This is a genomic window from Actinoplanes sp. NPDC051475 (assembly GCF_040689425.1).
Lineage (GTDB): Bacteria > Actinomycetota > Actinomycetes > Mycobacteriales > Micromonosporaceae > Actinoplanes.
Genome location: NZ_JBFAZZ010000001.1, coordinates 1 through 12,468 on the forward strand (window position 1 = coordinate 1; position 12,468 = coordinate 12,468).

Sequence of the window (12,468 nt, forward strand, 5' to 3'; positions counted from 1 at the left end):
GAGCAGGTCGGCATCTCCCAGATGCACGTCAGCCGCCTGCTCACCAAGGCCCTGACCAAGCTCCGCGGCCAGCTCGCCGCCGACAGCATCTGACCGCACCCGCCGCATACGCGAAAACGCGCCGCCTCCTGACGGGGACGGCGCGTTCGCGTGTGCGTGTGCGTGTGCGCTCAGCTTGCGCCGCTGTTCTGCCAGTTCAGCCGGGTCAGCAGCTGCCGCGCGTCGTCCGCCACGTCCGCGTCGGCGATCACCGCGTACTGGGCCGCCTGGAGCGAGCTGCGCGACGAGAAGTCGCGCCGGCCCCGGGTCATCGCCTGGGCGATCGCGCCGAAGACGGCGCCCCAGATCGCGCCGATGAGCAGGCCCAGGAAGATGACGCTGAACCAGTTGGAGTCGCTGAAGAGGCCGAAGAAGAGGCCCAGGAACAGGCCGAACCAGGCCCCGCTCGCCGCGCCCGCCATGGCCGCGCGGGCGACGGTCACGCGCCCGAGGACGTTCTCGACGAGGCGCAGGTCGGTGCCGACGATGCTCGTCTTCTCGACCGGGAACTTGTTGTCGGACAGGTAGTCGACCGCCTGCTGGGCGAGGGGGTAGTCCGGGTAGGTGGCCACCGTGACGGTGGGGGTGGGCAGGCCGGCCGGGGTGGCGGGCTCGGTCGCCGGCGTGAAGGGTACGCCGCCCGGGCCCGGTGGGACGGTGCCGGACGCGCCCGGCATGGTCGGATCGGTGGGGGTGGACATGGTGCCTCCAGGGAGTCAGTCGGACAGGGGTGCGGACGATGCCCGGGCAAGTACCGGGGCCCCGTCCGGTGACGAGGGCTGGTCGCCCGCGGCCAGGCGTACCCAGACGGCGAAGACGGCGGCCACCGACGCGGTGACCGCGGCCGCCCCGGCGGCGAAGGCGACGCGGCCCGGGACGAGGTCCGGGGCGAGGCGGAGGGAGAGCGCCACCGCGCCGAGGCCGAGCAGGGCGCCCACCGCGGAGATCGCGCCCACGACGGTGAACAGCAGCATCGCCTTGCGGTTGGGGCGCGCCGTCACGCCGGTGATGCGGACCCGGCGGGCCCGGACGAACGCCGATGCCAGCGCGGCCCAGGCGAGGACGATCAGCAGGGCGGCGACGGTGTCGCTGGGGCGGTGCCATTCGGCCCAGACGGTGGCGATCGCGATGATCGTCACGTACGCCGCGCCGGCCAGCGCCACGGTGCCCCGGATCGCGAACGGCAGGACCAGGATCAGCGCGAACGCGACCGATGCCGCGGCGGCGGTGTGGCCGCTGGGGAACGAGTTGGGGGCCGGGAAGCCGTCGAGGTCCGGGCGGGGGAGCCGCATCTTGAGCAGTTGCGTGCTCGCGTTCGCGCCGAGCACCAGGACGGCCGCGGCGATCGCCAGGTCGGCGCGGCGGCGGATCACGCCGATCGTGGCGGCGACCAGGCAGACCGCCACGAGGCTGACCAGCGTCGTGCCGTTCAGGGCCCGGTCCAGCACCCCGACGATCTTCGGGTGCTGCACGTCGGCGCCCCGCATGACCAGGGTGTCGACGCTCTGGCCCAGCGGCGTACGGACGCACGCGTAGTACACGAGCGCGACGCCCACGGCCGCCAGCACGCTGACGAACGCGTGCGCGAACACGTGGGTGAGTCCGCGGCCTGCGGCGGCTGTCTCCTGCTTCGCGGGGCGGGATGCCAAGGCCGTCATCGGATGGGTCCTCCTGTACGTCGCGGCGGGCGGTTCCGCAATGCCCAGACCGCACCGATTTCAAGCGTGGCGCCAGGGGATCACGGCAACTCGACTGCACCCGGGTTCGCTCTCGGCCCGCAACGGCCCCCCGGGATCTTCGAACGGAGCCGGAGCGAGGGGACGCCGAGGCCGCGATCGAGGGGATTTTCATGCTGCTTACCGCCCGACGACTGCTCACCGGGCCGCTGCTGGCGGTTGCGCTCGGGGCCGGCCTGGTCGTGGCGCCGCAGGCCGCTGTCGCCGCCGGGGTGACCGCGACCGTGAAGGTAGGCACCACGCTGAAGGTCCGCTCCGCGCCGTCGCTGGCCGCCAAGGTGGTCGGCTCGCTGCGCAACGGGCAGAAGATCACGATCGCCTGCACGCTGACCGGTCAGAACGTCAAGGGCTCCCTGCGCACCACGACGGCGTGGGACAAGCTCGCCACCGGCAAGTACATCTCCCACGGGTACGTGTCGGCGTCGCGGGCGCTGCCGCGCTGTGCGGCCGGTTCGCCGACCGCGGTGCCCGTGAAGGCCAAGCCGGTCAGCACCACCGCCGCCAAGAAGTACGTCGTCGGCACGGTCAAGAGCCTCGAGGGCCGGGTCAACCTGCGCTCGGCGCCGTCGACCGCCGGCTCGATCCTGGGCTCGGTGACGTCGGGCACCAAGGTCAACCTCGTCTGCGCGGTCGCCGGGCAGAGCGTCACCGGTACGGTGCGCACCACCACCCAGTGGGACCGTACGTCGGCCGGCGCCTACATCTCGCACGGGTACATGTACTCGGGCACGATCCCCGCCTGCACGGGCGCGGTGGTGCCGGTGCCGACGGTGACGCTCACCCCGGAGCAGTTCATCAAGGCCTCGGTGCCGGGCGCGCAGCGCGGATGGCGCGAGTACGGCGTCCCGCCGTCGGTGACGATCGCCCAGGCCATCCTCGAGTCCGGATGGGGCCGTAGCGGCCTCTCGACGGTCGACAAGAACTTCTTCGGCATCAAGTGCCAGAACGGCTCGTACGGCAAGCTCGCGAGCGGCTGCCACGTCTACCGCACGAAGGAGTGCACGAAGGCCGGCAACTGCTTCTCGACCTCGGGCGCCTTCCGCACCTACGCCTCGCAGACGAACTCGTTCCGCGACCACGGCAGCTTCCTGCGGGTGAACCCCCGGTACAAGCCGGCGTTCACCTACACCAAGAACGCGAACAAGTTCATCTGGAACGTCTGGAAGGCCGGATACGCCACCGACCCGAAGTACTACACCAAGGTCACCGGCATCATGGCGTCCTGGAAGCTGTACCAGTACGACACCTGGAAGTAGGCGAGCCATCCTCACCCCCGTCGGCGGAACCTCGCCGACGGGGGTGATTTGCGTCTTATGCTCGTTTCGGTGAGGAGCAGGCCCGGTACCGCGCGGAACGAGCCGGCGGGAGCGTGGCACGGACGCTTCGTCGGCCCGCTGCTCGTGGCGGGCGTACTGGTCCTGGGCGTCACGGCCACGCTGGTCACCGTCGGGGTCCTGCGCGGCGACCAGCGCGTGGCGGCGGACCGGGTGATGGACCAGCGCACCGCCGTCGCGCGGGCCGTCGTCATCGGGGAGACCGGCCGCTACCGCGACCTCATGCAGGCGGTGGCCGCCGGGCTGGGCACGAACGCCCGCCTGACCGCCGCCGACTTCGCCGCGGCCACCGCACCCCTGGGCCAGGCGGGCCTGGTGGGTGCGACCTCGGTGGCCTTCGTGGTGCCCGCCGAACCCGGCGGCGTCACCGCCACCGAGCGGCTCTGGCGCTCGCGCGGCGCGCCCGGCCTCTCCCTGGAGCCGCTCGGCGCGCCCGGCGAGCACCTGTTCCCCGTCTTCCGGCGCAGCCTCAACAGCGGCGGCGCCGGCCCGCTGGGCATCGACGTGTCGGCCGCCCCCGAACCCGCCGCGGCGCTGGCGGAGGCCCGTCGCACCGGGCAGCCCACCGTGTCCGGGGCGTACGTCCTGCTCGGGGACCGCAACCTGCCGGAGGCACGCCAGCAGCTGTCGTTCCTCTTCGTGGCACCGGTCTTCGCCGCCGCTCCCGCCCCCGGTCGGGCGCCGCCCTTCCTGGGGTGGCTGGCGATGGGCCTGCACGGCCGGGACTTCCTCGGCGGCGTGCTCAGCACGGCCAGCCAGGGCCTGCTCGACGGCGAGCTGTACGCCACCGACGGCAGCGACCGGCGCGTCGAGGTCGCCGCGTACGACGCCCGCGGCGTGCGGGACCTGACCCGCCAGGCCTCCTTCCCGGTCGCCGACCGGCAGTGGACCCTGCTCACCGGCGCGGACTCGCACTACCTGCCGGGCGCCCGCAGCGATACGCCCACCGCCGTGCTGATCGGCGGCCTCGTCATCACCGGCATGCTGGCGCTGGTGGTCTGGATCCTGGCCACGAGCCGCTCGCGGGCGAAGGCGCGGGTGCTGGTCGCGACCGCCGACCTGCGCGCCGCGGAGGCGGAGAGCCGCCGCCAGGCCGGCCTGCTCAGCGCCATCATGGCGAGCATCGGCGACGGCGTCGGCGTGGTCGACGAGAACGGCGCCTTCCTGCTGCACAACCCCGCTGCGAAGGCGCTGCTCGGGGTGGCCGACCACGTCGAGGGCCCGGAGGGCTGGCAGGAGCACTACGGGCTCTTCCGCCCCGACGGCCACACCCCGTTCCCGGTCGAGGAGATGCCCCTCGTCCGGGCGCTGCGCGGCGAGGTCTCCAACGGCGTCGAGATGCTGATCCGCAACGACAGCCGCCCGGACGACATCCTGGTCAGCGTCGACGGCCGCCCGCTCGACCCCAGCGCCGGGCAGCACGGCGCGGTCGCGGTGTTCCACGACATCACCGAGCTGCGCCGCTACGAGAACGATCTCGCGGTCTTCGCCGGGGTGGTCGCGCACGACCTCAAGGCGCCGCTGGCGGTCGTCCGCGGGCACTGCGAGAACGCCGACGACGAGCTCGCCGACGCCCCCGACGGCCCGGAGGTCCGGGAGGCGCGGGCCGCGATGGCACGGGTCGCGAACGCGGTGGACCGGATGGCCGGCATGATCGACACGCTGCTCGCGTACACGACCGCGCGGGACGCGCCGCTCAAGCACCGGCCGGTGCCGCTTGGGCCGCTGGTCAGCGACGTGATCGAGCAGCGTACGCAGCAGCCGCAGCCCGCCGGGACCCCGCCGCCGGAGATCTACGTCGGCCCGCTGCCGGTGGTCGACGCGGATCCGGCGATGCTGCGGCACGTGCTGGACAACCTCGTCGGCAACGCCCTGAAGTACGTGCCGGCGGGACGCGCCGCCCGGATCGACGTCACGGCCGCCCCCGCCGAGCCGGGCTGGACCCGGGTGGAGGTGGCCGACCGGGGCATCGGCATCCCGCCGGAGGACCAGCCGGACATCTTCGAGACGTTCCACCGGGCGACCACTGCCGCCGGGTACGCCGGCACCGGCCTCGGCCTGGCCATCTGCCGCCGCATCGTGGAGCGCCACGGCGGCGTGATCGGGGTGGCCGACAACCCGGGCGGTGGTACCCGGTTCCACTTCACCCTGCCCGTGGCCGCGGCGGCCGGTCCGGACGGTGCGGAGTCCGCGCGGGCCGCCCTGGGCCGGGCGCTCGCCGAGCGGGCCGCGATCGAGCAGGCCGCGCTGCGGGAACCGGGCCGCGAGGTCAGAGCGGCCGGGACGGCATCAGCTCCGCCACGCATGCGAGGAGCTGGGCCGGCAGGAACGGCTTGAGCAGTGTCGCGGTCGCGCCCACCTCGGCCGCGCGGGCGTCGCCGGGCAGCATCGAGCCGCTGGCCAGTACCACCGGGATGTGCCGCAGGCCGGCGTCGGCGCGGATCGCCCGGCACAGCTCGAGCCCCGTCATCTTCGGCATGTCGACGTCGGTGACCACGACGTCCGGCCGGTGCCGGCGGACCGCCTCGAGCGCGGCCGCGCCGTCGGTGGTGGCGACTACCTCGTGGCCCGCGCGCTCGAGGGCGCGCTGGAGTACGAAAAGAATGTCCTCGTGGTCCTCGGCGACGACGATCATGCGGGGCTCCCGCCTTTCCTCAGCGACGGTGTCGGAGAGATAAAGACGCAGGCGTCCGTCGGACACGGGCCGTGCCGACTTCGTTGCAAGATGGAGCCATGACTCTTCCGTCCGTATCCCTCGGCGGGCCGGTCGCCATGCCCCTGCTCGGCTTCGGCACCTGGCAGCTGAGCGGCGACGCGGCCTACGAGGCCGTCCGCGAGGCGCTGGAGGCGGGCTACCGCCACCTCGACACCGCCACCATGTACGGCAACGAGGCCGAGGTCGGCCGCGCGCTCGCCGACAGCGGCGTACCGCGCGACGAGGTCTTCGTCACCACCAAGCTGCCGCCGGAGCGCGTGGGCCGCGAGCGGGCCACCCTCGATGCCAGCCTCGCCGCGCTCGGCCTCGACGCCGTCGACCTGTGGTTGATCCACTGGCCCCCGCGCCGGGGCGGCTCGGTGCCGGTCTGGCGGGAGTTCCTGGCCGCCCGGCAGGAGGGGCGGGCGCGGGCCGTCGGCGTCAGCAACTACGACATCGACGGTATCGACGAGCTGATCGCGGCCACCGGCGAGAAGCCGGCGGTCAACCAGATCCGCTGGGGCCCCAAGCTGTACGAGGCCAAACTGGTCGCCGAGCACCGCGAGCGCGGCGTCGTGGTCGAGGGCTACTCGCCGTTCAAGACGACCAACCTGCATGATCCGGTGCTCACCCGTATCGCGACCGCCCACGGCGTCGACCCGGCCCGGGTGGTGCTGCGCTGGCACGTCCAGCACGAGATCGTGGTCATCCCGAAGAGCGGTACGCCCGAGCGGATCGCCGGCAACGCGCGCATCGACGGTTTCGTGCTCTCGGGCGAGGAGATGGCGCAGATCGACGGGCTGTCCCGGCTGAGCTGACCGGGCGGCGATAATCACCGGGCATTTCCCGCCGCGAGTGCCTATTGTTGACGCGCCATGTCTGTAACGCCCATAAGCCAGGACCTCGCCGAGCTCCGCCGCAGGATGTCCGCACTGCTACCCCGCGATGAGCACCGGCTCGGGCGGCGGCTCGAGGGCACCCGCAGAATCCGTGACGAGGCGGCGCGAGCCGCCGCCCTCGCCGAGATCGCCGACGAGGTGGCCCGCGCCGAGGAGCGCTTCGCGGCGCGGCTCGCGGGCGTACCCGCGGTGTCGTATCCGGAAGAGCTGCCGGTCAGCGGCCGCAAGGACGACATCCTCGCCGCGATCCGCGACCACCAGGTCGTGATCGTGGCGGGGGAGACCGGCTCGGGCAAGACCACCCAGATCCCGAAGATCTGCCTCGAGCTGGGCCGGGGCGTACGCGGCCAGATCGGGCACACCCAGCCACGTCGGATCGCCGCGCGCACGGTCGCCGAGCGCATCGCCGAGGAGTTGGGCACCTCGCTGGGCGCGACGGTCGGCTACAAGGTCCGCTTCACCGACCAGGTCTCTGACGAGACCATGATCAAGGTGATGACGGACGGCATCCTGCTGGCCGAGATCCAGAACGACCGGATGCTGCGCCGCTACGACACTCTGATCATCGACGAGGCGCACGAACGCAGTCTCAACATCGACTTCATCCTCGGCTACCTCAGTCAGCTCCTGCCGCGCCGCCCCGACCTCAAGGTGATCATCACTTCGGCCACCATCGAGACGCAGCGTTTCGCCGAGCACTTCGCTTCTTCTGTTGCCTCGGGTTCTCCGCGCCGTCCGGAGGACCAGGCGTCGGAAGCGGCGCAGTCGCAGCGACCCGCGCCGGTGATCGAGGTGTCGGGTCGGACGTACCCGGTCGAGGTGCGCTACCGGCCGCTGGTGGAGGAGACGGAGGAGAGCCGCGAGGAGCCGGTCGACCTCATCGACGGCATCGCCGCCGCGGTCGACGAGCTCGGGCTGGAGAGCCGCGGGGACATCCTGGTGTTCCTCAGCGGCGAACGCGAGATCCGCGACGCCGCCGACGCGCTGAACCGCCGGGACCTGCGCGACACCGAGATCGTTCCGCTCTACGGCCGGCTCACCGCCGCGGAGCAGCACCGGGTGTTCGAGCGGCACACCGGCCGCCGGGTGGTGCTCGCCACCAACGTCGCCGAGACCTCGCTGACCGTTCCCGGCATCCGCTACGTCATCGACCCCGGCACCGCGCGCATCTCCCGCTACAGCAACCGGCTCAAGGTGCAGCGGCTGCCCATCGAGCCGGTCTCGCAGGCCAGCGCCAACCAGCGCAAGGGCCGCTGCGGGCGTACGAGTGACGGCATCTGCATCCGGCTGTACTCCGAGGAGGACTTCGAGGGCCGGCCCGAGTTCACCGAGCCGGAGATCCTGCGTACCAATCTCGCCTCGGTCATCCTGCAGATGACCAACCTGGGCCTGGGTGACCTGGCCGCGTTCCCGTTCATCGACCCGCCGGACCGGCGCAACGTCACCGACGGCATCAAGCTCCTGGAGGAGCTCGGCGCCCTCGACAAGAGCAAGCTGACGCCGATGGGGCGCCAGCTCGCGCAGCTGCCGGTCGACCCGCGGCTGGCCCGGATGGTTGTCGAGGCCGGCCGGCAGGACTGCGTTGCCGAGGTCATGGTGGTCGCCGCCGCGCTGTCGATCCAGGACCCGCGCGAGCGGCCCAGTGACAAGCAGCAGGTGGCCGACGAGAAGCACGCCCGGTTCACCGACAAGGAATCGGACTTCTTCAGCTACCTGAACCTGTGGCGCTACCTGCGGGAGAAGCAGCGGGAGCTGTCCGGCAACCAGTTCCGGCGCCTGTGCCGCGCGGAGTTCCTCAACTACCTGCGCGTGCGTGAGTGGCAGGACATCTACGCCCAGCTGCGGCAGGTGGCCCGGAGCCTGGGCCTGGAGATCGCCGAGGACGACGAGAAGGTCCCGGACGGCCAGCGCTTCCACACCGCGTTGCTCGCCGGCCTGCTCAGCCACATCGGACTCAAGGACGTCGACAAACGCGAGTATCTCGGCGCCCGCGGTGCCAAGTTCGCGCTGTTCCCCGGTTCGGCGCTGTTCAAGAAGCAGCCGCGCTGGGTCATGTCCGCCGAGCTGGTCGAGACGTCGCGGCTGTGGGCCCGGGTGAACGCCCGGATCGAGCCCGAGTGGGCCGAGAAGCTGGCGCCGCACCTGGTCAAGCGCAGCTACAGCGAGCCGCACTGGGAGAAGAAGCAGGGCGCCGTCATGGCGTACGAGAAGGTGACCCTCTACGGGCTGCCCATCGTGCCCCGGCGCAAGGTCGGCTACGGCAAGGTCGACCCCGAGCTGTCCCGCGAACTGTTCATCCGCCACGCCCTGGTCGAGGGCGACTGGGACACCCACCACGCGTTCTTCGCCGAGAACGCCCGGCTTCTCGAGCGCCTCGAGGAGATCGAGAACAGGGCCCGGCGGCGCGACATCAAGGTGGACGACGAGACGGTCTTCGCCCTGTACGACGCCCGCATCCCGGCCGATGTCGTCTCGGCCCGGCACTTCGACGCGTGGTGGAAAAAGGCCCGCCGGGAGAATCCCGAGCTGCTCACCTTCACGCGGGAGATGCTGGTCAACACCGGCCGCGACGCCGTCGACCCGGCCGCGTACCCGGACGCGTGGCTGGCCGGTGGCGTCCGGCTGCCGCTGTCCTACCAGTTCGAGCCCGGCGCCGCTGCCGACGGCGTGACCGTGCGGGTGCCGTTGCCGCTGCTCAACAAGCTCGACGCCGACGACTTCGGCTGGAACGTGCCCGGGCTCCGCAAGGAGATCATCGTGGCGCTGATCCGGGCCCTGCCGAAACAGCTGCGGACCAGCTTCGTGCCGGTGCCGGACTGGGCCGACGCGGTGCTCGCCCGCATCCCGGCGCGGCGGGGGTCGCTGCCGGACGCGGTCGGCGACGAGCTGCGCGGGCTGACCGGCACGGTGGTCCCCCGTGACGCCTGGCGGCCCGGGCAGGTGCCCGACCATCTGCGGATGAACTTCCAGGTGGTCAACGAGGTCGGCGCCCTGGTGGGGGAGGGCCGCGACCTCGACGTGCTGCGTACCGCCCTGGCCCCGAAGGTCCGGGCCACGATCTCCGCCGCGGCCGGCGACATCGAGCGGCGCGGCATCACCACCAACGATTTCGGTACGCTGCCCCGCACGGTCCAGCAGGTCCGCGGCGGCTACGAGGTGACCGTGTACCCGGCCCTCGCCGACGAGGGCGACAGCGTGGCGGTGCGGGTCCTCGAGACCGAGGCCGAGCAGCGGGAGGCGATGCGGGCCGGAACCCGGCGGCTGCTCCTGCTCACCCTGCCGCCGGCCGCCCGCTACCTGCAGGGGCGCCTGGACAACCGGGCCAAGCTGGAGCTGTCCCGGGGCAACCCGTACCGCTCGATCGCCGACCTGCTCGACGACTGCGCGGGCGCGGCGGTCGACCGGCTCGTGCAGGACGCCGGCGGGCCGGCCTGGTCCACGGAGGCGTTCGCCAAGCTGCGCGAGGAGGTCCGCGCCGAGCTGGTGGACGCCACCGCCACGGTCGTCACGCAGGTGCGGGCGGTGCTCGCCACGGCGTACGAGATCGGCCAGCGGCTCGGCACCACCCGCGACCCGGCGCTGGTCCCGGCCCTGGCCGACGTACGGGCGCAGCTCAAGGCGCTGGTGTACCCGGGCTTCGTCACCGACACGGGCTGGCGTCAGCTGCATCACCTGCCCCGCTACCTCAAGGGCATCGCGTACCGTCTCGACCGGCTCGGCGGCAACCTGGCCCGCGACCGGCAGCTGATGGCCCAGCTGCACCAGATCGAGGCGGAGTACCGCGAGCTGCGCGAGGATCTGCCCCGCGGCGGCCCCGCCGACGAGGGGCTGCGCGAGATCCGGTGGATGCTCGAGGAGCTGCGGATCAACTTCTTCGCCCAGTCGCTCGGCACGGCACACCCGGTGTCGGACAAGCGGATCTACCGGGCGATGGACCAGCTCCCGGCCTGATCCGGCCCGGAAAGCGGGCTGTGGGGTGCGCTGTGGGGAGCGGTCGGGTGCCGTTCGGTTACCCGGCTGTCAAAGGGCGTCCCGAGGCCCTAGCGTCCTTCCCATGACGAACGAATTCCTCGCCTTCGCCCCGATTTCCGCCGCTCCCGCCGTCGACCCGGCCCGCGCGCTGCTGGACGAGATGATGGCGCGGGTGGGCGTCGACGGCCTGGCCGCCGCCCTCGGTGACGCCGGCCTGCTCGCGCAGGTCGACCAGCACGCCGCCGCCGTCCGGGACGCCCTGCACCACGCCGGCCGCGAGGTCGACGCGGACGGGCTGGCGGCCTACGCCAAGTCGATCGCCGCCGCCGCCGAGCGGATGGGGCGCCCGGTGCCGCAGCCGGGACACGCGTACATCTCGGGTTCCGCCTGGCTCGCCGCGGAGTGGCACCTGATGCGACTGGTGGCCGTCTGCATGATTGCCGAGTCGGCCGGTCTGCTCTGAGCGCTGCCCGAAACGCCGACCGCATGAACTTCACGGCGTTTGAAGGGGAACGTACCTTTTCGGTATGCATCTCCCCGTCAGAATCGCCACGACTGTCCTGACCCTCCCGATGCTCGCCGCAACGGCCCTGGCGACCAGCGCGAACGCCGCACCCGCCGGCCTCGGCACCGCGGCGGCAGCTGCCGCGCCCGTCACGGTCGCGCGCTACACCTTCGACTCGGGTGCCGTCGTCTCCGGCCGGGTCGCCGACCGCTCCGGCAGGGGCGCCGCCCTCACCGTCCGCTCCGCGGACCGTGGCCAGGTGCACTTCAACGGCACGACCGCCGACAAGTACGCCGCCTTCCCCGCCCCCTGCGCCGACAAGGCCACCCTCTGCCCGCGCGCCCTGCTCGAGGGCACCGACGACGCGGATCTCGACCCGGGCACCCGGCTGTTCCGCTGGGGCGCCACCGTACGCCTCACCAAGGCGCAGGTGACCGACTCCTCGAACGTCATGCAGAAGGGCGTCGCCGACACCGAGAGCCAGTGGAAGATGCAGATCGGGGCCGCCCAGGGCAAGGCCCACTGCGTCGTGATCGGGCAGGGCTCGGCCAAGCCGGCGATCTACATCGTGCGCTCCAGCGTCGGCGTGGCCGACAACAAGTGGCACGACGTGATGTGCCAGCGCTCCGGCAGCCGGCTGACCGTCTACGTCGACGGCAAGGACCGCGGGCACGTCGCCGTCCCGGCGGCGCTGTCAATCGGCAACAACCTGCCGCTGCGCATCGGCGGACCCAACTTCCACACCCGCAGCGACATGTACCACGGCCTGCTCGACGACGTGTGGGTGCGGATCGGCTGAGCTCCGGACCAGGACGTGAGCAGGGCCGGGACCCGGCAAGGGTCCCGGCCCTCCGTCCTGTCGTGAGCGGGCCGGTCAGCTGCGCCGGAACGCGTAGGACCGGCCGGTGCCGGCGGACGCGGCGCGCCCGGAGCGGGCGCGTCCGGAGCGTTCCCGGGCCGCCTGGCGGGTGTCCGCGGCGCCGTGGTGCGCGGCGGCGTCCGGCCGCACATCGGTGCGGCCGGCGACCGCCGGCACGTCCACCGCCGCGGCGATGTCCGCCCGGGCGAGGTCGTCCGGGTCGACGTGCAGAGAGAAAGGTCGGTCAGGCATGGTGGGGCCTCCTCGGTCGATCGAGGGGAAACCGTGGTGAGAGAAGAACGCGATGAGCCCCGGGCGCCGGTTGCGGCGGACCCACGGCGGACGTACGCCGCCGGAACTACCCGGTGCCGGAACACGGCAGAGGCAGCGTCTCAGGAGATCATGCGCCCACGGTAGCGCCGGGCCGCG

The 12,468-nt window shown here is 72.5% G+C and carries 11 protein-coding genes; 7 read left to right on the forward strand and 4 right to left on the reverse strand.

Annotated features, from left to right (window positions below; all coding sequences use genetic code 11):
- Nucleotides 1-93: sigma factor-like helix-turn-helix DNA-binding protein (locus tag AB0368_RS00005; RefSeq protein WP_366152363.1), on the forward strand; the 93-nt coding region annotated here is incomplete at its 5' end.
- Nucleotides 94-170: 77 nt separating this feature from the next.
- On the opposite strand, the gene AB0368_RS00010 is transcribed toward AB0368_RS00005, so the two are convergent.
- Nucleotides 171-740, reverse strand: coding sequence for a general stress protein (locus AB0368_RS00010; protein WP_366151499.1), 570 nt, complete (start codon nucleotides 738-740; stop codon nucleotides 171-173).
- A gap of 15 nt (nucleotides 741-755) precedes the next feature.
- Nucleotides 756-1,697, reverse strand: coding sequence for a phosphatase PAP2 family protein (locus tag AB0368_RS00015; protein WP_366151500.1), 942 nt, complete (start codon nucleotides 1,695-1,697; stop codon nucleotides 756-758).
- Nucleotides 1,698-1,888: 191 nt separating this feature from the next.
- Here AB0368_RS00015 and gsmA point away from each other — a divergent pair, with 191 nt between their 5' ends.
- Together gsmA and AB0368_RS00025 are read left to right on the forward strand one after the other, a co-directional pair.
- A complete protein-coding gene (gsmA, locus tag AB0368_RS00020) occupies nucleotides 1,889-3,031 on the forward strand; it encodes a sporangiospore maturation cell wall hydrolase GsmA (protein ID WP_366151501.1) in 1,143 nt (380 codons plus the stop codon).
- Between the two features lie 69 nt (nucleotides 3,032-3,100).
- Nucleotides 3,101-5,446, forward strand: coding sequence for a PAS domain-containing sensor histidine kinase (locus AB0368_RS00025; RefSeq protein ID WP_366151502.1), 2,346 nt, complete (start codon nucleotides 3,101-3,103; stop codon nucleotides 5,444-5,446).
- On the opposite strand, the gene AB0368_RS00030 is transcribed toward AB0368_RS00025, so the two are convergent.
- Entirely contained in the window at nucleotides 5,379-5,744 is a 366-nt protein-coding gene (locus AB0368_RS00030; protein ID WP_366151503.1) for a response regulator, read from the reverse strand. The two genes, AB0368_RS00025 and AB0368_RS00030, sit on opposite strands and share 68 nt — an antisense overlap.
- A gap of 98 nt (nucleotides 5,745-5,842) precedes the next feature.
- Between AB0368_RS00030 and AB0368_RS00035 the strand changes: the two genes are divergently transcribed.
- The 4 genes from AB0368_RS00035 to AB0368_RS00050 all read left to right on the forward strand — a co-directional run bounded on the left by AB0368_RS00035 (nucleotide 5,843) and on the right by AB0368_RS00050 (nucleotide 11,979).
- Complete coding sequence (locus AB0368_RS00035; RefSeq protein WP_366151504.1) at nucleotides 5,843-6,622, forward strand: aldo/keto reductase; 780 nt, start codon at nucleotides 5,843-5,845, stop codon at nucleotides 6,620-6,622.
- Nucleotides 6,623-6,679: 57 nt separating this feature from the next.
- On the forward strand, nucleotides 6,680-10,654 hold the full coding sequence (gene hrpA / locus AB0368_RS00040; RefSeq protein WP_366151505.1) for an ATP-dependent RNA helicase HrpA: 3,975 nt from the start codon (nucleotides 6,680-6,682) through the stop codon (nucleotides 10,652-10,654).
- Between the two features lie 103 nt (nucleotides 10,655-10,757).
- Complete coding sequence (locus tag AB0368_RS00045; RefSeq protein ID WP_366151506.1) at nucleotides 10,758-11,138, forward strand: DUF6401 family natural product biosynthesis protein; 381 nt, start codon at nucleotides 10,758-10,760, stop codon at nucleotides 11,136-11,138.
- A 64-nt stretch (nucleotides 11,139-11,202) separates the two neighbouring features.
- On the forward strand, nucleotides 11,203-11,979 hold the full coding sequence (locus AB0368_RS00050) for a LamG-like jellyroll fold domain-containing protein (protein WP_366151507.1): 777 nt from the start codon (nucleotides 11,203-11,205) through the stop codon (nucleotides 11,977-11,979).
- A 75-nt stretch (nucleotides 11,980-12,054) separates the two neighbouring features.
- On the opposite strand, the gene AB0368_RS00055 is transcribed toward AB0368_RS00050, so the two are convergent.
- Nucleotides 12,055-12,291: a hypothetical protein gene (locus AB0368_RS00055; protein ID WP_366151508.1), complete on the reverse strand. Its 237-nt coding sequence runs from the start codon at nucleotides 12,289-12,291 to the stop codon at nucleotides 12,055-12,057.
- Between the last annotated feature and the right edge of the window lie 177 nt (nucleotides 12,292-12,468).